The sequence below is a fragment of the Pasteurella bettyae CCUG 2042 genome, from assembly GCF_000262245.1.
In the GTDB taxonomy this organism is placed as follows: Bacteria; Pseudomonadota; Gammaproteobacteria; order Enterobacterales; family Pasteurellaceae; genus Basfia; species Basfia bettyae.
The window spans coordinates 135,280-159,262 of sequence record NZ_AJSX01000041.1 but is presented as its reverse complement, the minus strand read 5'-3'; the positions used below and the strand labels follow the sequence as shown (position 1 = coordinate 159,262).

The following is a 23,983-nucleotide window of genomic DNA, read 5'->3' as shown; positions in this document are numbered from 1 at the left end:
TATTAAATGTCTTTTTCTGTTATTGTTTCAGTTCCTTCTGCTTGAGTATTTATATTACCGTCGATTCGATTAAAAATCTGCCAAATTTCATCCTTGTTTTGGGCAGTTCTTAACTGTTTACATAGGTTTTTATCTGATAGTTTTTCCGCTAATTCTGGTAATATAAGCGAATAATCAGCACACATATTCTCTGGAATAAGAATGGCTAGAATAAGATCAACTTCTCTTCTATCTGGTGCTTCATAATCAAGTGGTAAACCAAGCTGTAAAAACACAGCTATAGCATGCTCACTATTAGGAATTTTTGCTCTTGGGATAGCCACACCATTTCCAAGACTTGTACAGCCTAGTTTTTCTCTTGCAAATAAATTTTCAAAACATTCAAATTCATTCAAATAAGGAACGTTATCCTCTGTATTGAGATTATTTTCAATTTGAGGCACAACGATATCAGAAATGATTTCGAATAAACGTTTTTTGCTTGAACAAATAATCCCCTGACGAATATTTTCAGGGGAGAGCAATTCAGTAAATTTAATCATGGGGTTACAGCTTGAATCCTTCACCTAAATAAACACGTTTAACATGTTCATCATTTAAAATTTCAGTTGGTGTACCTGTTGCAATCATTTTTCCTGCACTAACAATATAAGCACGCTCACAAACATCTAATGTTTCTCTAACATTATGATCAGTGATCAACACACCTAAACCACGATCTCGTAGATCCATGATAATTTTCTTAATGTCAATGACTGAAATTGGATCAACACCAGCGAAGGGTTCATCTAATAAAATAAATTTTGGATTAGCTGCAAGAGCTCGTGCAATTTCTACACGGCGACGTTCACCACCAGATAGTGATTGACCTAAATTATCACGAATATGCCCAATATTAAATTCATCAATTAATTCTTCTGCACGTGCTTGGCGTTGTTCTTTTGTTAAGTCTTGACGAATTTCAAGAACTGCCATTAAGTTATCATATACACTTAAACGACGGAAAATAGAGGCTTCTTGAGGAAGATAACCAATGCCTTTTTGTGCACGATTATGCATAGGTAATAAGCTAATGTCTTCATTATCAATGCGAATTCTTCCTTGGTCATGACGAACTAGTCCCACAACCATGTAAAAAGATGTAGTTTTACCCGCTCCATTTGGACCTAATAAGCCTACAATTTCATTTGATTTAACAGTAAAATCTACATCAGATACTACCTGACGTCCTTTATAGCTTTTTGCTAGATTTTCAGCATAAAGAATAGACATAAAAAAACGTATCCTAATTATTTTTTCTGATTAAGTTGCGATGGAATAAGTATAGTTTTTACACGGCTTTGTTGTGTGCTACTGGCTTTGAGTTGTTGTTTATTGACATCGTAAGTAATTATATTTCCATCAATTTGACTATCAAGTTGTTTTAGTTGAGCATTCCCTGTTAATGTTAAAAATTCTTTACCTAAATCATAATGAACTTTGTTTGCTCGTCCATCAACAGGTTTACCATTATCCAGTATTTGATGAAAGGTTACTGGTGAGCCAAAGGCTTCAACGGTTTCTTTTTTTCCTGAATCTTTAGGCGGGCGAGTTATAACTACTTTCTGAGCCTTAATAAGAATTGAGCCTTGAGTGATAACAACATTATCGGTAAAGGTAACAACACTATTTTCCATATCTAAGGATTGGCTATCGGATACAATATTAATAGGTTGATTGGTATCATCTTTTAGGGCAAAAGCGGATAGTGATGAAAACATTAATATTGTAGTAATAAGAGTTTTATTGGCGGTTAATTTCATAATGCGTTTTTACCTGTTCTTGTAAGGTCGCGATTTGTTGTTTTAAGTTGCCAGTCATTTTCAAACCTGAACTGATAAAATTTAATCCCTGGATAGTCACTATTGTATCAGAGGTAATATCCTGTGTCTTTAAATTAACAATGGCTTGGTTAGTCTCAATTTTTTGTAATTGAGAAAGTTTATCAAGGCTTTCAGCGATTACATTTCCTGTAAGATATAAGAGATTATCTTTAGTCAATTTGGCGTTTTTAGCAGTAAGTTTCCAACTTTGTGTTTGTTTATTTTCACCTTCTATATCTAATACATATACCACAGGATTGACAAAGTCAGTGTGCCCATCATTATTATAATGTTGGACTTTATCTGAATAAGCTAAATATTGTTTTTTACCAGTAGGTGAGAAAATCGTGGTTTCCATTTTTTCACCAATATATTCTGGGCTTTCAGGCGCTTTAATTAGCTCTGTCAAATCAGGCTTTTCTTGATTTAAGGTATAGAACCATGCCAACAGTACTAAAGCGATTGTAGCCAGAATAATATTCCAACGAATATTCATAAAATAATTTGATTTTGTGTTAATAAATAGATGAAATCATATCATAATTTTATAAAAATTATGCAACAGAAGTAAGATTTTTATTTATTTCGATGAACAAAACTGCTTATATCAGGTCAAATTGAAGGTCTAAAGTTATGTAAATTTATACGAATAACTTTGACATTGTGTAAAAATTCGTGGATTATCCCACTTTTATTTATGAAGAGGAAATATGAAGCAGAGGTTTTATGAGTGAGAATACACTAGTTGAAGTGAATCATCTCACTTTTAAGCGTGGTGAGAGAACGATTTATGACAATCTCAACTTAAAGGTTCAACGAGGTAAAATTACTGCGATTATGGGCCCTTCTGGGATTGGTAAGACCACATTATTAAAATTAATTGGTGGGCAATTATCCCCTGAACATGGTGAAATCTTATTTGATGGACAAGACATTTGCAAAATGTCTAATTCAGAACTTTATAAGGTTCGTCAACGTATGGGAATGTTGTTCCAATCAGGTGCATTATTTACAGACATTTCAACGTTTGAAAATGTTGCATTTCCGATTAGAGAACATACTAATTTACCTCCATCATTAATTCGTCAAATTGTGTTAATGAAGCTAGAGGCTGTTGGTTTACGGGGCGCTGCACAATTAATGCCTTCTGAATTATCTGGAGGGATGGCAAGACGTGCTGCATTGGCTCGTACGATTGCATTAGATCCCGAACTGATTATGTATGATGAGCCTTTTACAGGGCAAGATCCAATTAGTATGGGCGTGATTATCAGCTTAATTAAGCGTTTAAATGAAGCTTTAAATTTAACTTCAATTGTCGTTTCACATGATGTTCATGAAGTCTTAAGTATTGCTGATTATGCTTATATTATTGCCGATAAACATGTAATTGCAGAGGGTACGGCAGAACAGCTATTACGAAGTACTGATCCTCAAGTTGTACAGTTCATTAATGGGCAAGAAGATGGTCCAGTACGTTTTCATTACCCATCAGAAGATTATGCAGAAGAATTGTTTAACGGAGGTGTATGCAAATGATCGTTAATATAATTTCTGCATTTGGTGGTTATGTAATCAACTCCATTAAAGCCTTGGGACGAGCAGGTTTTATGTTATTTGCGGCTTTAATTGGCAAACCTCAAATTAAAAAACATGTTCCATTATTGATCAAACAATTATATGTATTAGGGGTACAATCATTACTCATTATCCTATTATCAGGCTTTTTTATTGGGATGGTTTTAGGATTACAAGGATATGTCATCTTAGTTGATTTTGCAGCTGAAGCAAATGTAGGTCAATTGGTTGCTTTATCCTTATTACGAGAATTAGGCCCAGTGGTAACCGCACTTTTATTTGCCGGACGAGCAGGATCCGCATTGACCGCCGAAATTGGGTTAATGAAAGCTACAGAGCAGTTATCCAGTTTAGAAATGATGGCAGTGGATCCTCTACGTCGAGTGATTGCACCACGTTTTTGGGCAGGTGTGATTGCAATGCCGATTTTAGCGCTGTTATTCACAGCAGTTGGGATTATCGGTGGTCACTTAATTGGCGTAGAATGGAAAGGCATTGATGTCGGTAGTTTTTGGTCGGTTATGCAAAATGCAGTTCGCAATATGGATTTATGGAATGGCTTCATTAAAAGTGTCATTTTTGCATTTGCTGTGACTTGGGTCGCTTTATTTAATGGCTATGATTGTGTGCCTACATCAGAAGGTATTAGCCAAGCAACAACAAGAACCGTGGTTAATGCTTCTTTATTAGTACTAGGATTAGACTTTGTGTTAACTGCGATTATGTTTGGTGCAAGTTAATCAATAACAGGATTGCTGGAAATTTAGGAAAAACAATGAGACAAACAATTAAATATGAATTTTGGGTCGGCTTATTTTTATTATTAGGTATTGCTGCTTTAGTTTTTATGGGACTAAAAGTTGCTAATGTACAGGGCTTTAATGAAGCAAAATCTTATAATATTTATGCAACTTTTGATAATATCGGTGGACTAAAAGTACGATCTCCATTAAAAGTCGGCGGTGTGGTAATTGGGCGCGTGACTAATATTGCTTTAGATGAAAAAACTTATTTACCTAGAGTAACTATTGCAGTAAATGAAGAATATAATCAAATTCCAGAAAATAGTTCTTTATCTATTAAGACTTCAGGTTTATTAGGAGAACAATATATTGCCTTAAGTGTAGGATTTGATGATGGTGAAACTGCGATGTTGAAGAACGGAGACAAAATTGTTGATACAAAATCAGCAATGGTTTTAGAAGATCTGATTGGCCAATTTATTTATGGTGATAAAGATAAAAAAGGCGATACAGCAAAAGAAACTAAGGCTGCAGAATAAATTTTATAGAAAAGTTCTAACTTTTAGACATTGGAGAAATGAAGGTTATGTTGAAAGTCACATTTAAAACATGGTTAGCAAAAATTTTTGTATTAGCGACCGCACTTTTTGCAGTGCAGACTGCAATGGCTGATGATAGTCCTTATGGATTAACACAGCAAGCTGCCGATAAATTATTTAAAGATATCACAGCAAATCAAGCTCAAATTAAACAAGATCCTAATTATTTAAAAACACTTGTACGTCAAGATTTAATGCCTTATGTTCACGTTAACTACGCTGGATCTTTGGTATTAGGACAATATTTTAAATCCACCACGCCAGAACAACGTGAAAAATTTTTCAGTGCTTTTGATCAATTTATTGTACAAGCTTATGCTCAAGCTTTAACCATGTATAATAATCAGGAAATCCAAGTTCAACCAGAACAAAATGCCACCGATAACCAATCAAGTGTGCGAGTAAAATTATTACAAAAAAATGGTCAAGCGCCATTAAACTTAAATTTCCAATGGCGTAAAAATAGTAAATCTGGTAAATGGCAGGTTTATGATATGACCGCAGAAGGCGTAAGTATGGTGGATACTAAAAAACAAGAATGGAGCGGTATCTTACGTAAAGATGGTATTGATGCGTTAACAGCTCAAGTGCAACGCGCGGCAGCTGTGCCTGTGACATTCAGTAAAAAATAAGAGAATAATTATGCAAGCTGAAAAACATTTAAAATGGGCAGCGGTGCAAAATGATGATAGAATAGCTTTCCAGTTAGCTGGGGAGCTATCTAGAGATACGTTGTTACCTCTTTGGAACGAATTCCAAAAAAGGCAGCAACGTTCTTCTTTTTTGTCAGAAAAGCAAATCGTAGACCAAAATATTACTTGGGATTTAGCCCAAGTTTCTCGTATTGACTCAGCAGGGTTTGCGTTATTATGCGATTTGATTAATTATTGTCAAAAAACACAACAACCAGGTAAAACATTATACTTGGAAAATGTGCCTTCCCAGTTGCTTACTTTGGCTGATCTCGTAGGGTTAGCAGATTGGCTTAAACCTTATTTAAAATAATGAATTAGTCAATAATTCAATTTCAATTATTAACCTATCGGTAACAAAAATGGAAACCCAAGAAATCGAACGAATTCTTAAGCAATCATTAAATTTAGATGAAGTGTATGTGCAAGGTGAAAATGCACACTTCGGTGTGATTGTCGTTAGTGAAACACTTTCAAAACTGTCAAAATTAAAACAACAACAAACAATTTATGCACCATTAATGGAGCATTTTACTTCAGGTGAAATTCATGCGTTAACGATCAAAACCTTCAGTCCTGAAAAATGGAAATTAGAACGGATGTTAAACGTTGTAAGTTAATATTATTGATAGGAAGTTAAAATGGAAAAATTTCGTGTTTATGGGCAATCTCGTTTAAGTGGCACCGTAGATATTTCGGGGGCAAAAAATGCGGCATTACCTATTCTTTTTGCCGCGATTTTAGCAGAAAAACCAGTGACATTAACAAATGTCCCTGTATTAAAAGATGTCGATACCACATTTAAGATCTTACGCACTTTAGGGGTCGTGGTAGAGCGTATTGAACATACCGATAAGGTTATGATTGATGCGAGTAAAATTAATAGTTATGTTGCTCCTTATGAGTTGGTTAAAACCATGCGTGCATCAATTTGGGCATTAGCACCATTGCTTGCACGTTTTCATGAAGGGCAAGTATCATTACCTGGTGGCTGTACTATTGGTGCACGTCCAGTAGATATGCATATTTCAGGCTTAGAAAAAATGGGTGCAACTATTGAGCTTGACGAAGGTTATGTAAAAGCTACGGTAAATGGTCGTTTGCAAGGTGCAAGAATTTATATGGATAAGGTTAGTGTTGGTGCAACTTTATCTGTTATGATGGCAGCCACTTTGGCAGAGGGAACAACTTCAATTGAAAATGCAGCACGTGAACCAGAGGTTGTGGATACTGCTGATTTTTTAAATGCGATGGGTGCCAAAATTAGCGGAGCGGGTACAGATACAATCATCATTGAAGGTGTTGAACGTTTAGGTGGTTGTGAACATCGTGTGGTACCTGATCGTATTGAAACTGGTACATTTCTAGTGGCAGCCGCGATCTCTCGCGGGCGTATTACTTGCCGAGGTACTAAAGCGGATACATTAGATGCAGTGATTGAAAAATTACGTGAAGCAGGTATGCAAGTTGATGTGACTGAAGATACTATTACTTTAGCTTCTTTAGGTAAGCGCCCTAAAGCTGTTAATATTCGTACTATGCCACACCCTGGATTCCCTACAGATATGCAAGCTCAGTTTACCTTACTTAATGTGGTTGCAGAGGGAACGAGTAAAATTACGGAAACTATTTTCGAAAACCGTTTTATGCATGTGCCAGAACTTATTCGTATGGGGGCTAAAGGTGAAATTGAAGGTAATACTGCCTTAATTCAAGGAGTAGAACATCTTTCTGGTGCACAAGTCATGGCAACAGACTTACGTGCCTCAATTAGTCTCGTGTTAGCAGGGTGTATTGCCACTGGTGAAACTATTGTTGATCGTATTTATCACATTGATCGTGGTTATGAGCGTATTGAAGAGAAATTACGTGGCTTAGGGGCTAATATTGAGCGTTTTTCAGAAAGCGACTAATTGATTTTAATATAATAAAAAACACTTTTCGGAGTGTTTTTTTTATATTAGTGATGTAAAGTGCGGTCTGTTTTAGGAAAATTTATTGCTTAATCATAGTTACGATGCCCAAAGATTGCAGTGCCTATTCTTACCATGGTTGAACCACATTTTATTGCACTAGCCATATCATCCGTCATTCCCATGGATAATGTATCAATTTGTTGTTCAGGAAAGGCTTGTTTTAATTTTATCAATAATTGATTCATCGCAGTGAATGCTTGTTCTTGCTCTACAATGTTATCTGTAGCCGCAGGGATAGCCATTAGTCCACGTAAGCGTAAGTGCGGTAGGTTTTTAATAAATTTTGCCAACGTGATCATTTCATCAGGTTGTATCCCTGATTTGCTGCTTTCATCACTAATGTTGATTTGAATAAGCACATTTAAAGGTGCTTTATTTACGGGGCGTTGTTCATTAAGACGACTTGCAATTTTATTTCTATCAAGTGTTTGCATCCAGTCAAAATTTTCTGCGACTAAACGTGTTTTATTCGATTGTAATGGACCAATAAAATGCCATTCTATATCTGTGTGTTTGGTTTTAAAGTATTCAATTTTTTCAACACCTTCTTGTACATAATTTTCACCAAACGCACGTTGACCCGCTTGATAAGCCGTCTCTATATCTTCTACTGGTTTGGTTTTTGATACGGCGAGTAATTTTACTGAGTCTCTATCTCGATGATGATTTAAACAACTTAATTGAATGTTCTTATGAATATTTTGCAAGTTTTTAGCAATTTCCATTTTAGTCCTTATGTATTGCCCGTGATTTCTCTCCCATAGCATAATATTTTACACACTTATCAAAAAACATCTATTAGTTATATTTTTGTGATGTGCATAACAAATAAATAACAATTATATTGTTTATCTTTAATAGAATGCTAATATCTTATTAGCATTTTGCTAATTTGAATATTTATACGGGAGTTTTATATGAAAAACAAATTGGTTATTTCAGCATTGAGTTTATTGGTATTGAGTACAACAGTTGTGGCTCATGAAGTGAAAACAGAAACAATGGAAGTAAAATCCAAAGTTATCGAAATGAGTTTATTAGACCCAGAAAAGGGTGATAAAGCCATTGGTAAAGTGGTTGTGACTGAATCTCCATATGGATTAGTATTTACTCCTGAACTAACAGGTTTATCCGCTGGTTTACATGGTTTCCATATTCATCAAAATCCTAGTTGTGCTGCTGGTGAGAAAGATGGAAAGAAAGTGGCTGCATTAGGTGCTGGTGGACATTGGGATCCTAAAGAAACTAAGCGTCATGGCTATCCTTGGGAAGATAATGCTCATTTAGGTGATCTCCCAGCATTAGCAGTTAATCCAGATGGCACAGCAACCAATCCTGTTTTAGCTCCTCGAATTAAATCATTAGATGAAATTGCGAATAAAGCATTAATGATCCACGTTGGAGGTGATAACCATTCAGATCACCCAACTGCATTAGGTGGCGGTGGAGCAAGAATGGCTTGTGGTGTAATCAAATAATGAAATAAATTATTACTAAAAATAAAACCTGGAGATAATTTCTTCAGGTTTTTTTATTTTTTTATTGACAAGGTATAAAAACTTTTGTATTTGTAGTGTATTAATTTTGAACATAGATTATTTTATGAATAACTTCGCAATGACCATGACCACCATTATGATGACCATTACCATGTGTAACGGGGCGGGTTAGTGCGTACTAAATAAAAAATACATTAAACCCGCATATTATGCGGGTTTTTTTATGCAGATTTTAAATATTCACAACATATTACTGATAGGAGCTATCTATGCGCGTACTTAAATTTGGCGGAACCTCGCTTGCTAACCCAGAATGTTTTTTACAAGCGGCGCAGTTAATTGAACAAGCCCATTTGGAGGAACAAGCCGCAGCAGTATTATCGGCACCTGCAAAAATTACTAACCATTTGGTTGCACTCTCTGAAAAAGCGAGTCTTAACCAGTCCACTGATACCAATTTCAATGAAGCTCGTGAAATTTTTTATAAGATTATTAATGGGTTGTATGAGAAAAATAACAATTTTGCTTTAGTCGCAACAAAAGCGATCATTGATAATGAATTTGATGAAATTGCAACTTTATTAGAATCAATTCGCCAATTAGGCAAAATAGATGACGCAATAAAAGCAACCATTGATTGTAGAGGTGAAAAACTCTCAATTGCTATTATGAAAGCTTGGTTTGAAGCTTGTGGTTATCAAGTGACACAAATTAATCCAGTTGAAAAATTATTAGCTTATGGCAGTTATCTAGAATCCTCAGTTGATATTGAAGAATCGACAAAGCGTATTGCTACAGAAGAAATTCCACAAAAGAATATTGTATTGATGGCAGGTTTTACCGCAGGTAATCAAAATGGTGAATTAGTGTTGTTAGGACGTAATGGTTCTGATTATTCAGCTGCATGTTTAGCTGCTTGTCTTGGGGCAAGTGTATGTGAAATTTGGACTGATGTTGATGGCGTATTTACTTGTGATCCTCGTTTAGTGCCAGATGCCCGCTTGTTGCCAAATCTTTCATATCGTGAAGCGATGGAATTATCTTATTTTGGTGCCAAGGTGATCCATCCTAGAACAATTGGTCCTTTAGTACAAACAAACATTCCATGCTTAATTAAGAATACTGCTAATCCAAATGCACCAGGTTCCATTATTGATAGTCGTCAACCAGAATTGGGAGAATTACAGGTCAAAGGGATTACAAATCTTGATAATGTAGTTATGTTTAATGTTTCTGGCCCTGGTATGCAAGGGATGGTTGGCATGGCAGCTCGAGTTTTCTCAACAATGTCAAATGCTGGCGTTTCAGTGATTTTAATTACACAATCTTCTTCTGAATATAGTATTAGCTTCTGTGTGCCAGCTAAGTTAATTGATAAAGCTGAGTCAGCATTAAATATAGAATTTGCTCAAGAACTTGCAGATAAACTATTAGAACCTGTTGAAGTGATTCAAGACTTATCAATTATTTCTGTGGTCGGTGATGGTATGAAACAAGCAAAAGGGATTGCAGCCCGCTTTTTTACTGCACTATCCCAAGCTAATATTAGCATTGTTGCCATTGCTCAAGGTTCATCAGAACGATCTATTTCTGCGGTAGTTGCACAAAATAAAGCGATAGAAGCAGTAAAAGCAACTCACCAAGCGCTTTTTAATAATAAAAAGAGTGTAGATATGTTTTTAGTTGGTGTTGGTGGTGTTGGAGGAGAACTCATTGAACAAATTAAACATCAAAAAGAGTATTTAGCAAAGAAGGATATTGAAATTCGAGTTTGTGCATTAGCAAACTCCAATAAAATGTTACTTAATAAAGATGGATTATGTTTAGATAATTGGAAGGAAGATCTTGCCAATGCAACTCAGCCATCTGATTTCGATGTATTACTTTCATTTATTAAATTACATCATGTAGTGAACCCTGTATTTGTTGATTGTACTACCGCTGAATCTGTTTCTGGCTTATATGCGCGAGCGTTAAGCGAAGGATTTCATGTGGTTACCCCGAATAAAAAAGCGAATACTCGCGAAATCGCCTACTATAATTTAGTCCGTGAAAATGCACGTAAAAACCAGCGTAAATTTTTATATGATACTAATGTTGGTGCTGGATTACCTGTTATCGAAAACTTACAAAACTTGCTTGCCGCAGGTGATGAAGTGGAATATTTTTCAGGTATCTTATCGGGGTCATTATCTTTTATTTTCGGTAAGTTAGAAGAAGGATTGTCCCTATCGGAAGTAACCACTTTAGCACGTGAAAAAGGTTTTACAGAACCCGATCCACGCGATGATTTATCAGGTCAAGATGTTGCACGAAAGTTATTAATTCTTGCTCGGGAAATAGGTCTAGAGCTTGAGCTTGAAGATGTGGAAGTAGAGAGTGTTTTACCTAAAGGTTTTTCAGAGGGAAAAAGTGCGGCTGAATTTATGGAAATTTTACCAACACTTGATGCTGAATTTAAAAAACGTGTAGATAAAGCACAATCTGAAGGTAAAGTCTTACGCTATGTAGGACAAATTAAAGATGGGAAATGCAAGGTCTCTATTGTTGAAGTAGATTCAGACGATCCATTATATAAGGTAAAAAATGGAGAGAATGCATTAGCATTTTATACTCGTTATTATCAACCTATCCCTTTGTTATTACGTGGCTATGGGGCAGGTAATGCAGTAACCGCAGCAGGTATTTTTGCTGATATTTTGAGAACATTGAAACAATAATGGAGGACTCAATGCTAAGAATTTATGCACCTGCTTCAAGTGCAAATATGAGTGTCGGATTTGATAGCTTGGGCGCTGCTGTGTCTCCAATAGATGGTTCGTTATTAGGCGATGTAGTTCAAATTGAATCTATCTCAAGTGGTTTTGAATTAGAAAGTGCGGGTTATTTTGTCAGAAAATTACCTAAAGAGCCGCAAAAGAATATTGTTTATCAGGCTTATGTGTTGTTTAGCGAGCGTTTTAAATTGCGTGGTGGTCAAACTAAATCTTTACGTTTGACTTTAGAAAAAAATATGCCAATTGGTTCAGGTCTTGGTTCTAGTGCTTGCTCCATTGTGGCGGCATTAGTCGCATTAAATAAATTTCATCATGAGCCGTTTTCAAAAATGGAACTATTAGAAATGATGGGAGAGCTTGAAGGGCGTATTTCTGGCTCAATCCACTATGATAATGTTGCGCCTTGTTATTTAGGCGGTGTACAACTCATGGTTCAATCTTTAGGTAATATTTGTCAGACATTACCATTTTTTAATGAATGGTATTGGATATTAGCTTATCCAGGTATTGAAGTTTCAACAGCAGAAGCTCGCGCAATTTTACCTAAAAGTTATACGCGTCAGGATGTGATTGCTCATGGTCGTCATTTAGCTAGCTTTGTTCATGCTTGTCATACTCATCAGGATGTTTTAGCGGCTCTTATGATGAAAGATGTGATTGCCGAGCCTTATCGAGAGTCATTATTACCAAATTTTGCTGAAGTAAAACAAGCCGCACGTGATTTAGGTGCGTTAGCAACAGGTATTTCAGGCTCTGGACCAACAATTTTTTCAATTGCAGCAGATTTATCCACAGCAATGAAATTATCTACCTATTTAGAAAATAGCTATTTACAAAATAATGAAGGTTTTGTACATATTTGCAAAGTAGATAATCAAGGTGCGAGAGAGCTCAATTACTAATAGAAATCAGTTAATTGGGCGAATATATTATTATCAACACAACATAGAAAAGTTAATATGAATTTATACAACATAAAACATCCAGAACAACAGGTGAATTTTGCCCAGGCAGTCCGTCAGGGATTGGGAAAAGATCAGGGATTATTTTTTCCAGAGATTATTCCTCAATTAGATAATATTGAGGAATTATTAGATTTACCATTAGTTGAGCGTAGCCAGAAAGTGTTAGCGACAATAATTGGTGATGAGATTCCTACACAAACCTTAAATAATGCGATTAAAAATGCCTTTACCTTTCCTGCTCCACTTGTCAAAGTGATGAACAATATTTATGCATTAGAATTATTCCATGGTCCAACATTGGCATTTAAAGACTTTGGCGGTCGCTTTATGGCTCAAGCATTGGCAGCTGTACGAGGTGATGAAAAAATTACTATTTTAACCGCGACTTCAGGTGATACTGGTGCGGCAGTAGCTCATGCATTTTATGGCTTAGAAAATATTAATGTAGTAATCCTTTATCCAAAAGGTAAAATTAGCCCATTACAAGAAAAGTTATTCTGTACTTTAGGAGGTAATATTCGTACAGTGGCTATTCATGGGGACTTTGATGATTGCCAAGCTTTAGTTAAACAGGCTTTTGATGATGCACAATTACGTCAAGCTATTGGTTTAAATTCAGCGAATTCAATTAATATTAGCCGTTTATTGGCACAAGTTTGTTATTATTTTGAAGCAATAGCGCAATTACCAAAAGAAAAACGTAATAACTTAGTTGTATCCGTACCAAGTGGTAACTTTGGTAACTTAACTGCGGGGTTAATTGCAAAAACTTTAGGTTTACCAATCAAACGTTTTATTGCATCAACGAATGCTAATGATACGGTTCCTCGTTATTTACAATCGGGAAAATGGGAACCTAATGCAACTGTGGCAACGTTATCAAATGCAATGGATGTTAGCCGTCCTAATAATTGGCCTCGTGTAGAAGAGCTATTTAAACGCAATGGTTGGAAATTAACTAATTTAGGCGCTTGTGCCTTTAATGATGAGCAGACAGAAGTGGCATTAAAAGCACAATTCGCAGTAGGTTATGTTTGCGAGCCTCATGGAGCAATTGCATATCAAGCATTGATAGAACAGCTTCAACCTGATGAAGTTGGAATCTTCTTATGTACTGCACATCCCGCAAAATTCAAAGAAAGTGTAGAACGAATTCTTAATATTACATTACCATTGCCTACCACTTTAGATAAACATAATCAATTACCTTTGTTATCTGAGGAAATGGATGCAGACTTTATCAAATTGCGTACGTATTTATTAAAATAGGTCTTAGTAAATCATAAAAAAGTGCGGTACAAATTTTTGAAATTTTGACCGCACTTTTTTTATTTCTACGCTGCTATTTTAGCAATGCCCAATGTTCCATCATCTACTGCAACTTTAGGTTTACCTACAATTTCACGGACTTTCATTCCATCTTTGAACATCACTAAACCACCATGTTCCATTTTTGTCCAAATTTCATTTTTAGTCAGAGGAAAGGTGGTTACAATAGTAACTTTATCAGTGTCCTTGACATAATTTCTGAAATCAATCACGTTATTATCATCAATACGTTCTGCTTTACCAAATGGTGCTTGTCGAGTAATGTAATGTAAATTGGTGGAACAATGTGCAATCATCCATTCTCCATTAGAAAGAAGAAAATTAAAGGTGCCATATGCAGATAATTCCATCGCTAATTCTTTAATAGCCGTAAAAATTTCTTGTTCTGTTGGTTTTTTGCAAAAGCGTTGTTTTAACTGGGCTGCCATGTAACAAAAAGCGACTTCAGAATCCGTATTTCCAATCGGAGAGCAATAGCAGTTGGATAAATCAGGCAATTGATTGAGATTACCATTGTGAGCAAATACCCAGTTTTCTCCCCATATTTCACGAATAAAAGGATGAGTATTTTCAATGTTAACGACACCTTGGGTTGCTTTTCGAATGTGTGCGATCACATTTAATGATTTTATATGATATTGTTTCACACAATCTGCAATCGGAGAGATTGAACCAGGTTTATCATCACGAAATACACGTACCCCTTTCCCTTCAAAAAATGCAATGCCAAAGCCATCAGAATGACAATCTGTCATTCCTGCTCGGCGTCGAAAGCCTTCAAAAGAGAATACAATATCTGTTGGTGTATTGCAGTTCATTGCTAACATTTGACACATGGACTTGTTGCCTTACCACTAAATTTAAAAAAGCCTTAATAATAGTGCAGATTTAACACCATTAATTGAAACAATTCAACTAGTAAAGCAAGATATTTTTAGACGAAAATGTTACATAAAAAAACCATAAAGCATTAAGCATAAAAAAGGGAATGCTAAAACATTCCCTTAATCGTCATTTATGGGGTTACTGTTTACGCCAAGTGGTGCCGTTGGCACCATCTTCTAACACGATACCCATTGCAGTTAATTCATTACGAGCAGCATCAGCTTGAGCCCAATCTTTGGCCGCACGAGCTTCATTACGTTGTTTAATTAGCTGTTCAATTTTTGCCACTTCATCATCTGCAGTATCACCTTGTAAGAAGGATTCAGGATCTTGCTCTAGTAGACCTAAAACACCGGCTAATTGTTTTAAGCGTGAACTAAGACGATTCGCTTCATTAATATTTTCAGTTTTTAACTTATTGATTTCTCGAGCCAAATCAAATAATACGGCTAATGCACCTGGCGTGTTGAAGTCATCATCCATTGCCTCTTTAAAAGCTTCTACATATTGATCACTTTCAGGCATCTTCACATTGAAATCACAACCACGTAATGCAGTGTATAAACGTTCCAAGGCTTTACGTGCCAGCCCAATATTTTCTTCGCTATAATCTAATAGGCTACGATATTGTGCGGTTAAGAAGAAGTAACGTACACTTTCACTGTCATATTTGGTTAAAATATCACGAATGGTGAAGAAATTATTTAAGGATTTTGACATTTTCTCTTCATTAATGGTGAGCATGCCCGTATGCAACCAATAATTTACATATTCGCCATCATGAGCACAGCAAGATTGAGCAATTTCATTTTCGTGATGAGGAAACATTAAGTCTGAACCACCACCGTGAATATCAAAATGATTACCCAATTCTTTGCTATTCATTGCGGAACATTCAATATGCCAACCTGGACGTCCTTTGCCCCAAGGCGATTCCCAACTTGGTTCATTCGGCTTAGACATTTTCCAAAGAACAAAGTCCATTGGATTTTTCTTTACGGATTTGATTTCAACACGAGCACCTGCTTGTAATTGTTCAAGATTTTGACGAGAAAGACGACCATAGTTTTGGTAACTTTCTACATCAAACATGACATCACCATCAGCGGCAACATAAGCATGACCTCGTTTAATTAAGGCTTCAACCATAGCAATAATTTCAGGCATATGTTTGGTCGCACGAGGTTCGACATCAGGGCGCAAGATATTTAATGCATCAAAATCTTTATGCATTTCAGCAATCATACGCTCCACTAATTGATCACAGGTTTCATTATTTTCTAACGCACGTTTGATAATTTTGTCGTCAACATCGGTGATATTGCGGATAAAACGAAGATTATAGCCAAGAAAACGTAAATAACGTGCAATAACATCAAAAGACACAAAAGTGCGTCCATGACCAAAATGGCATAGATCGTAAACGGTCACGCCACAAACATACATACCCACTTGATTTGGGTTAATAGGTTTAAATTCTTCTTTTTCTCTAGTTAGGGTATTAAAGATTTTTAACATGTTAAATTCTCAATTAGGGCGAGTTTGTACTTCTCGACAAAGGACGAGAGCAACGAAATTCTTATAATTTATACCGCACTTTATAGCACTAAACAGCATTTTATGGAATAATGCGAGTCAAATTCCCATTCATTTTTTATAAGGAAAACATAATGGTTACATTACATACCAATTTTGGTGATATTAAAATTGCATTAAATCACGAAAAAGCACCAGAAACAGCAGCTAATTTTGAGGCATATTGCAAAGAAGGTTTCTATAATAACACAATTTTCCATCGTGTTATTGATGGATTTATGATTCAAGGTGGTGGCATGGAACCTGGTATGCGTGAAAAAAATACTAAAGCACCCATTAAAAATGAAGCGAATAACCGTTTAAGTAATAAACGAGGTACTATTGCGATGGCACGTACTTCCGATCCGCATTCAGCCACTGCGCAATTTTTTATTAATGTGGCGGATAACACATTCTTAGATTTTCGTGCAAAAGAAATGTTTGGTCGTGAAGTTGTACAAGAGTGGGGCTACGCTGTATTTGGTGAAGTGGTTGAAGGCATGGATGTTGTGGATAAAATCAAAGGCGTTAAAACAGGTAATGCTGGTTTTCATCAAGATGTGCCAAAAGAAGACGTAATTATTACCAGTGTAACTGTAGATTAATTAATTGGGTGGGCGTTTTTCGCCCACTCTTTATATGTTTTGATGAATAAAATATGATGAAAATTTCTCAAATTTGTACCGCACTTTTTGCTTCAGCAACATTGCTAATATCAGTAAATGTTGATGCTAAAGATGTGATCTTACATACTAATCAAGGCGATATTAAAATTAGCTTAGATGAAAAAAATGCACCGATTTCTGCGAAAAACTTTTTAGATTATGCCCAATCGGGTTTTTATGAAAATACTATTTTCCACCGTGTAATTGATGGCTTTATGATTCAAGGTGGTGGTTTTTCAGTGGGTATGGCTCAAAAAGAAACGCAAGCGCCAATTAAAAATGAAGCCAATAATGGGCTGAAAAATTTACGTGGTACTATTGCTATGGCTCGTACTTCTAATCCTAATTCAGCAACTGCACAGTTTTTTATTAATTTAAATGATAATGACTTTTTAAATTTTACTGAGCAAACTCAACAAGGTTGGGGATATGCGGTATTCGGTAAAGTGATTGCAGGCATGGACGTAGTCGATAAAATTGCTAAAGTGAAAACCTCTAGTGTGGGTATGTATCGTGATGTACCTGTAGAAGATGTGGTGATTAAATCCGTGTCGGTTGAATAAATAAGAAGTGGTTTAGACCGCTTTTTTACTATATAGAACTAAATTTATGTCTTTTTTCGATACTCATACTCATCTTGATTATTTGCAACGAAGTACAGGGGAATCCTTATCCTCATTAGTGGCTAATGCTTTATTAGCTGATGTACAAAAAATTTTAATTGTGGCAGTGAAGCAAGATGATTTCGAAAATATTCTAAACATGACCGCACTTTTCCCTAGTCAACTGTATTGTGGGTTGGGGTTACATCCATTGTATATTCAAGAGCATCAATTAACGCATTTAGATAATTTAGAAAATTATTTACGTCAATCCTCAACAAATTTGACGGCGATCGCTGAAATAGGCTTGGAATCTAGCATTCCTGAACTATTAACTGACGAATGCTGGAAAAAACAATGTGAGTTTCTAGAAGCACAATTATTACTCGCCAAACAATATCAGTTGCCTGTTAATCTACATAGCCGTAAATCTCATGATCAATTATTTACTTTTGTAAAACGTTTACAATTACCTAAAGCAGGTGTATTGCATGGGTTTTCTGGGAGTTATGAGCAAGCTAAAAAATTTGTCGAATTAGGCTATAAAATTGGTGTAGGTGGTGTGATTACTTACCAACGAGCTAACAAAACACGTCAAGTTATCAGTAAATTGCCTTTAGAGGCTTTAGTGCTAGAAACAGATACTCCAGATATGCCCGTATTTGGTTTTCAAGGGCAAGTGAATCGCCCTGAACGAGTCGCTGAGACTTTTAAATCGCTCTGTGAATTAAGAGCAGAATCTCCAGAAGTTATTCAAGATGTGATTTGGAAAAATAGTTGTAAGATGTTTGCTTAAGATAAATTAAGTAAATTCATTAATTCTTTTTAAACAACTGTCGCAAACGATTACGTAAGCATGATACAATAGTTCCCAATTTATTTCTGGCTATTAAATTATAGGAAACAACCGTGAGTAAACAATCATTAAGTTATAAAGACGCTGGTGTTGATATTAATGCAGGTAATGCATTAGTTGATCGAATTAAACCTTTGGTTAAACGCACAACACGTCCAGAGGTTATTGGCGGATTAGGAGGATTTGGTGCATTATGTGCATTACCCACTAAATATAAAGAGCCAGTATTAGTTTCTGGCACTGATGGAGTAGGCACAAAATTACGTCTAGCCATTGATTTGAATAAACATGATACTATTGGTATTGATTTAGTTGCAATGTGTGTCAATGACTTAGTGGTGCAAGGTGCTGAACCTTTATTTTTCTTAGACTACTATGCAACAGCAAAATTAGATGTCGATGTTGCAGCTCAAGTTGTTTCTGGTATTGCGGAAGGTTGCGTACAATCTGGTTGTGCATTAATCGGTGGAGAAACCGCTGAAATGCCAGGTATGTATCACTTAGGTGATTATGACTTAGGTGGTTTCTGTGTGGGCGTTGTAGAGCGTTCAAAAATCATTGATGGCACTAAAGTAAAAGCAGGTGATGCATTAATTGCATTAGGTTCAAGTGGTCCTCACTCAAATGGCTATTCTTTAGTGCGTAAAGTGATTGAAGTGTCAGGCGTAAACCCAGCGACTGCGGAATTGGCTGGTCGTCCATTATCAGAACAAGTATTAGCTCCAACGAAAATCTATGTAAAATCAGTATTAAAACTCATTGAAAATGCTGATGTACATGCTATTGCCCATTTAACTGGTGGTGGCTTTTGGGAAAATATTCCACGTGTCTTACCTGATAATGTGAAAGTTGTTATTGATGAAAGTAGCTGGGAATGGCAACCAGTATTCAAATGGTTACAAGAACAAGGTAATATTACTCGCCATGAAATGTATCGCACCTTCAACTGTGGTGTAGGCATGGTGATTGCACTACCACAAACAGATGTAGAAAAAGCCTTGGCCTTATTGCGTGCATCGGGAGAAGAAGCTTGGGTAATTGGTCAAGTTGAATGTTTACAAGCTGGTGAGCAGCAAGTAATCATTAGATAATTATATTTTATGATAAGCCTAATCAAGATGATTAGGCTTTTTTCATTTTATTTTTATTATTTAGGAAAATCTATGAAGAAAATTGTTGTCTTGATTTCAGGGCAAGGAATGAATTTACAAGCTATTATTGATGCTTGTTCTACGGGGAAGATTGATGCTCAAGTGGCAGCTGTAATTAGTAATAAATCAGATGCTTATGGTTTGGTTAGAGCTAAAAAAGTGAAAATTCCTACCGTAGTTTTTAGCCGTAAAAGCTTCCAAAGTAATTTGGAGATGGATAATGCCATCGCTGAATATATTGAGAATCTAGGCGCAGATCTGATAGTTTTGGCTGGCTATATGAAAATTTTAACCGCAGAATTCACCCAGCGTTTTGCCGGTAAAATTTTAAACATTCATCCTTCTTTATTGCCTAAATATCCAGGCCTAAATACTTACCAACAAGCGTTGCAAGCTGGCGATAAAGAACACGGAACCACAGTACATTTTGTTACTGAAGAACTGGATGGTGGTGCGGTTATTTTACAAGCTAAAGTGCCGATTTTCCCAGGCGATCAGATTATGGATATTGAACAACGTGTTAAAATTCAAGAGCTACAAATTTATCCTTTAGTGGTGAAATGGTTTATTGATGGACGTTTACAATTTATTTCAGGAAGAGCCTATTTAGATCAACAGCTTTTACCTCCCACTGGCTATGCTTCAGAATAATGTATAAATTTTCGTAAAGTGCGGTGCTTTTTTCTAAAATTTTGTTATAGTAGCTCGACTCGATTGAATTAATTAGGAGATGACAGTTTTATGGAAAAAATCATTGTGGATGAAAGTCAGTTTATGCGAACTATTTCTCGTATTTCTCATGAAATTATTGAAAAACACCAAGATTTGAATAATCTGGTGATTATTGGTATCAAACGTCGTGGTGCAGAAATTGCGGAACTAATTAAGCGTAAAATTAATGAATTAACAGGGCAAGATTTACCTGCTATGGATTTAGATATTACATTTTATCGCGATGATTTAGAATATGTTGAAGCTGAAAGCCAATCTCCGATTTATAGTGGTGCATCGGATTATATTAACATTCAAAATAAAAATGTGATTCTTATTGATGATGTTTTATTTACTGGGCGAACCATTCGTGCCGCATTAGATGCCTTAGTGGATTTTGGTCGTGCAGCAAAAATTGAGCTGGTTATTTTTGTTGATCGAGGCCATCGAGAATTACCAATTCGTGCAGATTATGTAGGTAAAAATGTGCCAACAAGTCGAGCTGAAAAAGTGCAAGTTCGCACGATGAAATATGATAACTGCTATGAAGTGGCTTTATTGCCTAAATGATAATATTATAAGGAACTTTTTATTAAAAGTTTTTTCTAATAAAAGGTATTTTTATTAATTTAGATAACGGAATAATATGAAAATAAGTAATTTAAAATCTCTCTTATTGGCAATGGTCGGTTTTTGGGCTCTATCAACCGCTCAAGCGGTTGAGCAAGTTGTAGCGACAGTAGATGGCAATCCTATTCTTGCTAGCCAAGTAGAACGTGCGTTAGGTAAACGTGCAAATACTGAAGCGAATCGTCAACAAGCGTTAGATGGTATTATTGATGATATGTTAGTGCAAAAAGCGATTAAAGAATCAGGTGTAAAAATTACGCCAGCACAAGTAGAAAAAGTGATTGAAGGTATCGCCGCACAAAATAAAATTACTTATGGTCAGTTATTAGATGCTTTAGATTATCAAGGGATTGGCATTACTAAATTCCGCAGTCAAATTGCTAATCAAATGTTAATGGCTGAAGTTCGTAATCGTTCTATCGGTAAAAATATTGATATAAGTCGTGAACAAGTGGAAGCTTTAAGTAAACAAATGCTTGAGCAAGCTAAAGCACAAGGGCAAACGGCTACGGTAACGGGTACACAATACCAAGTTCGCCATATTTTATTAAAATTAAATCCATTATTAAATGACGCACAAGCTAAAGCTAAATTAAATCAAATTCGTGCGGATATTTTATCTGGAAAAACAACATTTGCGGTTGCTGCAAAAGAGTATTCAAAAGATTATCTTTCAGGTGCTAATGGTGGTGATTTAGGTTATGCTTTCCCTGATGTATATGATCAAACATTTGCACAAATCATTAAATCAACTAAACAAGGGACAATTTCTGCACCATTTAAAACTCAGTTCGGTTGGCATATTTTAGAAGTCACTGATAATCGCCAAGGTGATATGACGGAGGCTGCATATCGTCAACGAGCTTATCAATCTTTGGTTAAAGATCAATTAAAAGATGAAGAAAAAGACTGGGTGAAAGGGTTGCGTAAAGGCGCAGATATTCGTTACATTGGAAAATAATTTAGAAATCCCAGTTTTGACTGGGATTTTTATTATATAATACCCATTGAATGAACTCGATGGGTATTTTTTCGAGAGATGAACAAATTAACCTATTTGCATTATTCGAATAGGCATTTTTATGGGTAATAATTTAATTAAATATGAATTCAAAAAAACATTTAGACCATACAGCTCGTAAACGTTTTGGACAAAATTTCCTACATGATGATAATGTGATTCAAGGGATTGTGGCTGCAATTTATCCACAAGAAGGACAGTTTTTAGTAGAAATTGGCCCAGGTTTAGGGGCGTTAACAGAGCCTGTTGCTGAACAATCTGAGCGTTTAACGGTGATTGAGCTTGATCGAGATTTAGCCGAACGCTTACGTCATCATCCATTTTTACATCAAAAATTGAATGTGATTGAAACTGATGCCATGCAATTCGATTTTGGTCAATTATACGCAGATGAAAAGTTAGGCGAAAAAGGTCAAAAATTACGTGTATTTGGTAACTTACCTTATAACATTTCAACGCCATTAATTTTCCACTTGTTGAAATTTTACGATAAAATCCAAGATATGCATTTTATGCTACAAAAAGAAGTGGTAAAACGTTTATGTGCTGCACCGAATAGTAAGGCTTATGGTCGCTTAACTATTATGACTCAATATTTTTGCCAAGTTATGCCAGTACTTGAAGTGCCTCCAACAGCATTTAAACCTGCACCTAAAGTTGATTCAGCTGTGGTTCGTTTAATTCCACATACCACTTTACCGTACCCTGTAAAGGACTTATATTGGTTAAATCGTGTTACAAGCCAAGCATTTAATCAACGCCGTAAGACCTTGCGTAATGCTTTATCCCAATTATTTACAGCAGAGCAACTTACTGAATTAAATATTGCATTAACAGCTCGTGCGGAGAATTTATCTATTGCTGATTATGCTCGGTTAGCAAACTGGTTAGCGGATAATCCACCCGCTGATGTGAGCCGTGATGAGATCATCACAAGTCACGAAGATTAATGAAAATGGCGACGCAGTTCGCCATTATTTTTAAAGGATAGAAGATGGCAACTTACATTATTGGTGATTTACATGGCTGTTTTGATGAATTGCAGCTATTGTTAGAAAAAGTGAAGTTTAGCCCAGAAAAAGATAAATTATATCTTACGGGTGATTTAATTGCTCGTGGTGATAAATCCTTGGAATGTATGCGTTTTGTAAAGTCTTTAGGTAAGTCTGCACAAACGGTATTAGGTAATCATGATTTGCATTTATTATCTTGTGCTTATGGCATTAAGAAAGTCAAAATTCGTGATAATTTGACCGCACTTTTTGATGCACCAGACTTTGCCGAATTGATCGATTGGTTACGTCATCAGCCTTTATTAGTGCATAATGCTGAACATAATTTTATTTTAGCTCATGCGGGTATTTCTCCTGATTGGGATCTTGATACAGCAATAAATTGTGCTAAAGCAGTAGAGAATGAATTGCAACATGGGGATTATCGTTATTTATTAACGAATATGTATGATAGCCAACCTGATCGTTGGTCAACAGATTTACAGGGCTTAGATTATTTACGTTATAGCATTAATGTTTTAACACGAATGCGTTTTTGTTACCCAGATCACCGTCTTGATTTTGATTGCAAATCTTCACTGAAAGAGGCACCAGCAGAATTATTGCCTTGGTTTGAATTAAATAATCCTTTATATCATCAAACTAATATTATTTTTGGACATTGGGCAAGCCTTGTGGATGAAATCACGCCAACACATATTTATGCTTTAGATACAGGTTGTGCCTGGGGAAATCGTATGAGCTTATTACGTTGGGAAGATCAGCAATATTTTACTCAATCCGCCTTGAAGAATTATAGTTTTAAAGGCTAATGTGAAAAAGTGCGGTAGAAATTTTTAAAATTCGCACCGCAC

Annotated in this window: 27 protein-coding genes and 1 other annotated feature; of the genes, 20 read left to right on the top strand and 7 right to left on the bottom strand. The window is 35.8% G+C overall.

Translation table 11 applies throughout. The annotated features are described in order from the left end of the window. Positions 1–2 precede the first annotated feature (2 nt). From ptsN to lptC, 4 genes are read right to left on the bottom strand one after another with little or no spacing between them, the layout of a single operon-like run. Entirely contained in the window at positions 3–542 is a 540-nt protein-coding gene (gene ptsN / locus HMPREF1052_RS09620) for a PTS IIA-like nitrogen regulatory protein PtsN (RefSeq protein ID WP_005761601.1), read from the bottom strand. Between the two features lie 4 nt (positions 543–546). Beyond that, positions 547–1,272, bottom strand: a complete 726-nt coding sequence (lptB, locus tag HMPREF1052_RS09615; RefSeq protein WP_005761438.1) for an LPS export ABC transporter ATP-binding protein — start codon at positions 1,270–1,272, stop codon at positions 547–549. Positions 1,273–1,289: 17 nt separating this feature from the next. Next, positions 1,290–1,802: a lipopolysaccharide transport periplasmic protein LptA gene (gene lptA, locus HMPREF1052_RS09610; protein WP_005761533.1), complete on the bottom strand. Its 513-nt coding sequence runs from the start codon at positions 1,800–1,802 to the stop codon at positions 1,290–1,292. Then, the gene (gene lptC / locus HMPREF1052_RS09605; protein ID WP_005761430.1) at positions 1,783–2,358 is read right to left on the bottom strand and encodes an LPS export ABC transporter periplasmic protein LptC; all 576 of its coding nucleotides are present in this window, start codon (positions 2,356–2,358) and stop codon (positions 1,783–1,785) included. The genes lptA and lptC overlap by 20 nt, the downstream gene beginning before the upstream one ends. A gap of 230 nt (positions 2,359–2,588) precedes the next feature. Here lptC and mlaF point away from each other — a divergent pair, with 230 nt between their 5' ends. Genes mlaF through murA form a run of 7 tightly spaced genes read left to right on the top strand, consistent with a single transcriptional unit; the run spans position 2,589 to position 7,387 of the window. Then, entirely contained in the window at positions 2,589–3,401 is an 813-nt protein-coding gene (mlaF, locus tag HMPREF1052_RS09600; protein ID WP_005761565.1) for a phospholipid ABC transporter ATP-binding protein MlaF, read from the top strand. Continuing rightward, a complete protein-coding gene (gene mlaE, locus HMPREF1052_RS09595; protein WP_040596560.1) occupies positions 3,398–4,180 on the top strand; it encodes a lipid asymmetry maintenance ABC transporter permease subunit MlaE in 783 nt (260 codons plus the stop codon). Before mlaF ends, mlaE begins: the two co-directional genes overlap by 4 nt. Positions 4,181–4,215: 35 nt before the next feature. Further along, on the top strand, positions 4,216–4,722 hold the full coding sequence (gene mlaD / locus HMPREF1052_RS09590; protein WP_005761584.1) for an outer membrane lipid asymmetry maintenance protein MlaD: 507 nt from the start codon (positions 4,216–4,218) through the stop codon (positions 4,720–4,722). Positions 4,723–4,769: 47 nt separating this feature from the next. Further along, positions 4,770–5,414: a phospholipid-binding protein MlaC gene (mlaC, locus tag HMPREF1052_RS09585; RefSeq protein ID WP_040596539.1), complete on the top strand. Its 645-nt coding sequence runs from the start codon at positions 4,770–4,772 to the stop codon at positions 5,412–5,414. Positions 5,415–5,424: 10 nt separating this feature from the next. Further along, positions 5,425–5,787: an STAS domain-containing protein gene (locus HMPREF1052_RS09580; RefSeq protein WP_005761599.1), complete on the top strand. Its 363-nt coding sequence runs from the start codon at positions 5,425–5,427 to the stop codon at positions 5,785–5,787. A gap of 49 nt (positions 5,788–5,836) precedes the next feature. Beyond that, positions 5,837–6,094: a BolA family protein gene (locus HMPREF1052_RS09575; protein WP_005761539.1), complete on the top strand. Its 258-nt coding sequence runs from the start codon at positions 5,837–5,839 to the stop codon at positions 6,092–6,094. Between the two features lie 21 nt (positions 6,095–6,115). Beyond that, entirely contained in the window at positions 6,116–7,387 is a 1,272-nt protein-coding gene (murA, locus tag HMPREF1052_RS09570; protein WP_005761516.1) for a UDP-N-acetylglucosamine 1-carboxyvinyltransferase, read from the top strand. An 89-nt stretch (positions 7,388–7,476) separates the two neighbouring features. Here murA and HMPREF1052_RS09565 read toward each other — a convergent pair whose 3' ends face one another. After that, positions 7,477–8,175 (bottom strand): YggS family pyridoxal phosphate-dependent enzyme, encoded by a 699-nt coding sequence (locus HMPREF1052_RS09565; protein WP_005761580.1) that lies wholly within the window; start codon positions 8,173–8,175, stop codon positions 7,477–7,479. 192 nt (positions 8,176–8,367) lie between these two features. Here HMPREF1052_RS09565 and sodC point away from each other — a divergent pair, with 192 nt between their 5' ends. The 4 genes from sodC to thrC all read left to right on the top strand — a co-directional run bounded on the left by sodC (position 8,368) and on the right by thrC (position 13,960). After that, entirely contained in the window at positions 8,368–8,928 is a 561-nt protein-coding gene (sodC, locus tag HMPREF1052_RS09560) for a superoxide dismutase family protein (RefSeq protein WP_005761573.1), read from the top strand. Between the two features lie 130 nt (positions 8,929–9,058). Then, positions 9,059–9,175, top strand: a sequence feature (Thr leader region). Positions 9,176–9,218: 43 nt separating this feature from the next. Continuing rightward, the gene (thrA, locus tag HMPREF1052_RS09555; protein ID WP_005761505.1) at positions 9,219–11,669 is read left to right on the top strand and encodes a bifunctional aspartate kinase/homoserine dehydrogenase I; all 2,451 of its coding nucleotides are present in this window, start codon (positions 9,219–9,221) and stop codon (positions 11,667–11,669) included. Positions 11,670–11,680: 11 nt separating this feature from the next. After that, positions 11,681–12,628 (top strand): homoserine kinase, encoded by a 948-nt coding sequence (gene thrB / locus HMPREF1052_RS09550; protein WP_005761500.1) that lies wholly within the window; start codon positions 11,681–11,683, stop codon positions 12,626–12,628. Positions 12,629–12,685: 57 nt separating this feature from the next. Further along, positions 12,686–13,960 carry a threonine synthase gene (gene thrC / locus HMPREF1052_RS09545; RefSeq protein WP_005761464.1) on the top strand — a complete coding sequence of 425 codons (1,275 nt, stop codon included), beginning with the start codon at positions 12,686–12,688 and terminating at the stop codon, positions 13,958–13,960. A 65-nt stretch (positions 13,961–14,025) separates the two neighbouring features. On the opposite strand, the gene HMPREF1052_RS09540 is transcribed toward thrC, so the two are convergent. Continuing rightward, a complete protein-coding gene (locus HMPREF1052_RS09540; protein ID WP_005761431.1) occupies positions 14,026–14,856 on the bottom strand; it encodes a class II glutamine amidotransferase in 831 nt (276 codons plus the stop codon). 187 nt (positions 14,857–15,043) lie between these two features. Then, positions 15,044–16,423, bottom strand: coding sequence for a cysteine--tRNA ligase (gene cysS / locus HMPREF1052_RS09535; RefSeq protein WP_005761547.1), 1,380 nt, complete (start codon positions 16,421–16,423; stop codon positions 15,044–15,046). A gap of 152 nt (positions 16,424–16,575) precedes the next feature. On the opposite strand from cysS, the gene HMPREF1052_RS09530 reads away from it, so the two are divergent. The 9 genes from HMPREF1052_RS09530 (at position 16,576) to apaH (ending at position 23,941) form a co-directional block, all read left to right on the top strand. Further along, a complete protein-coding gene (locus tag HMPREF1052_RS09530) occupies positions 16,576–17,085 on the top strand; it encodes a peptidylprolyl isomerase (RefSeq protein WP_005761447.1) in 510 nt (169 codons plus the stop codon). Between the two features lie 62 nt (positions 17,086–17,147). Next, positions 17,148–17,708, top strand: coding sequence for a peptidylprolyl isomerase (locus HMPREF1052_RS09525; protein WP_370446584.1), 561 nt, complete (start codon positions 17,148–17,150; stop codon positions 17,706–17,708). A gap of 46 nt (positions 17,709–17,754) precedes the next feature. Next, the gene (locus HMPREF1052_RS09520) at positions 17,755–18,543 is read left to right on the top strand and encodes a TatD family hydrolase (RefSeq protein WP_005761449.1); all 789 of its coding nucleotides are present in this window, start codon (positions 17,755–17,757) and stop codon (positions 18,541–18,543) included. A 113-nt stretch (positions 18,544–18,656) separates the two neighbouring features. Beyond that, entirely contained in the window at positions 18,657–19,694 is a 1,038-nt protein-coding gene (gene purM, locus HMPREF1052_RS09515; RefSeq protein ID WP_005761614.1) for a phosphoribosylformylglycinamidine cyclo-ligase, read from the top strand. A gap of 72 nt (positions 19,695–19,766) precedes the next feature. Then, positions 19,767–20,405: a phosphoribosylglycinamide formyltransferase gene (gene purN / locus HMPREF1052_RS09510; protein ID WP_005761522.1), complete on the top strand. Its 639-nt coding sequence runs from the start codon at positions 19,767–19,769 to the stop codon at positions 20,403–20,405. Positions 20,406–20,495: 90 nt separating this feature from the next. Then, positions 20,496–21,035, top strand: a complete 540-nt coding sequence (gene pyrR, locus HMPREF1052_RS09505) for a bifunctional pyr operon transcriptional regulator/uracil phosphoribosyltransferase PyrR (RefSeq protein WP_005761559.1) — start codon at positions 20,496–20,498, stop codon at positions 21,033–21,035. Between the two features lie 76 nt (positions 21,036–21,111). After that, positions 21,112–22,056 (top strand): peptidylprolyl isomerase, encoded by a 945-nt coding sequence (locus HMPREF1052_RS09500; RefSeq protein ID WP_005761510.1) that lies wholly within the window; start codon positions 21,112–21,114, stop codon positions 22,054–22,056. 143 nt (positions 22,057–22,199) lie between these two features. After that, a complete protein-coding gene (gene rsmA / locus HMPREF1052_RS09495) occupies positions 22,200–23,066 on the top strand; it encodes a 16S rRNA (adenine(1518)-N(6)/adenine(1519)-N(6))-dimethyltransferase RsmA (protein WP_005761455.1) in 867 nt (288 codons plus the stop codon). A 44-nt stretch (positions 23,067–23,110) separates the two neighbouring features. Beyond that, the gene (apaH, locus tag HMPREF1052_RS09490; RefSeq protein ID WP_005761490.1) at positions 23,111–23,941 is read left to right on the top strand and encodes a bis(5'-nucleosyl)-tetraphosphatase (symmetrical) ApaH; all 831 of its coding nucleotides are present in this window, start codon (positions 23,111–23,113) and stop codon (positions 23,939–23,941) included. Positions 23,942–23,983 lie beyond the last annotated feature (42 nt).

What these genes read in the sequence shown, in the direction of transcription:
- HMPREF1052_RS09520 (WP_005761449.1), top strand. Translation starts at nt 17,755, where the DNA reads ATGTCTTTTTTCGATACTCATACTCATCTTGATTATTTGCAACGAAGT.
- purN (WP_005761522.1), top strand. Translation starts at nt 19,767, where the DNA reads ATGAAGAAAATTGTTGTCTTGATTTCAGGGCAAGGAATGAATTTACAA.
- rsmA (WP_005761455.1), top strand. Translation starts at nt 22,200, where the DNA reads ATGAATTCAAAAAAACATTTAGACCATACAGCTCGTAAACGTTTTGGA.
- thrC (WP_005761464.1), top strand. Translation starts at nt 12,686, where the DNA reads ATGAATTTATACAACATAAAACATCCAGAACAACAGGTGAATTTTGCC.
- thrB (WP_005761500.1), top strand. Translation starts at nt 11,681, where the DNA reads ATGCTAAGAATTTATGCACCTGCTTCAAGTGCAAATATGAGTGTCGGA.
- ptsN (WP_005761601.1), bottom strand. Translation starts at nt 542, where the DNA reads ATGATTAAATTTACTGAATTGCTCTCCCCTGAAAATATTCGTCAGGGG.
- mlaD (WP_005761584.1), top strand. Translation starts at nt 4,216, where the DNA reads ATGAGACAAACAATTAAATATGAATTTTGGGTCGGCTTATTTTTATTA.
- sodC (WP_005761573.1), top strand. Translation starts at nt 8,368, where the DNA reads ATGAAAAACAAATTGGTTATTTCAGCATTGAGTTTATTGGTATTGAGT.
- HMPREF1052_RS09565 (WP_005761580.1), bottom strand. Translation starts at nt 8,175, where the DNA reads ATGGAAATTGCTAAAAACTTGCAAAATATTCATAAGAACATTCAATTA.
- mlaC (WP_040596539.1), top strand. Translation starts at nt 4,770, where the DNA reads ATGTTGAAAGTCACATTTAAAACATGGTTAGCAAAAATTTTTGTATTA.
- HMPREF1052_RS09575 (WP_005761539.1), top strand. Translation starts at nt 5,837, where the DNA reads ATGGAAACCCAAGAAATCGAACGAATTCTTAAGCAATCATTAAATTTA.
- thrA (WP_005761505.1), top strand. Translation starts at nt 9,219, where the DNA reads ATGCGCGTACTTAAATTTGGCGGAACCTCGCTTGCTAACCCAGAATGT.
- HMPREF1052_RS09580 (WP_005761599.1), top strand. Translation starts at nt 5,425, where the DNA reads ATGCAAGCTGAAAAACATTTAAAATGGGCAGCGGTGCAAAATGATGAT.
- murA (WP_005761516.1), top strand. Translation starts at nt 6,116, where the DNA reads ATGGAAAAATTTCGTGTTTATGGGCAATCTCGTTTAAGTGGCACCGTA.
- mlaF (WP_005761565.1), top strand. Translation starts at nt 2,589, where the DNA reads ATGAGTGAGAATACACTAGTTGAAGTGAATCATCTCACTTTTAAGCGT.
- pyrR (WP_005761559.1), top strand. Translation starts at nt 20,496, where the DNA reads ATGGAAAAAATCATTGTGGATGAAAGTCAGTTTATGCGAACTATTTCT.
- mlaE (WP_040596560.1), top strand. Translation starts at nt 3,398, where the DNA reads ATGATCGTTAATATAATTTCTGCATTTGGTGGTTATGTAATCAACTCC.
- lptA (WP_005761533.1), bottom strand. Translation starts at nt 1,802, where the DNA reads ATGAAATTAACCGCCAATAAAACTCTTATTACTACAATATTAATGTTT.
- apaH (WP_005761490.1), top strand. Translation starts at nt 23,111, where the DNA reads ATGGCAACTTACATTATTGGTGATTTACATGGCTGTTTTGATGAATTG.
- HMPREF1052_RS09500 (WP_005761510.1), top strand. Translation starts at nt 21,112, where the DNA reads ATGAAAATAAGTAATTTAAAATCTCTCTTATTGGCAATGGTCGGTTTT.
- cysS (WP_005761547.1), bottom strand. Translation starts at nt 16,423, where the DNA reads ATGTTAAAAATCTTTAATACCCTAACTAGAGAAAAAGAAGAATTTAAA.
- HMPREF1052_RS09530 (WP_005761447.1), top strand. Translation starts at nt 16,576, where the DNA reads ATGGTTACATTACATACCAATTTTGGTGATATTAAAATTGCATTAAAT.
- lptB (WP_005761438.1), bottom strand. Translation starts at nt 1,272, where the DNA reads ATGTCTATTCTTTATGCTGAAAATCTAGCAAAAAGCTATAAAGGACGT.
- HMPREF1052_RS09540 (WP_005761431.1), bottom strand. Translation starts at nt 14,856, where the DNA reads ATGTGTCAAATGTTAGCAATGAACTGCAATACACCAACAGATATTGTA.
- lptC (WP_005761430.1), bottom strand. Translation starts at nt 2,358, where the DNA reads ATGAATATTCGTTGGAATATTATTCTGGCTACAATCGCTTTAGTACTG.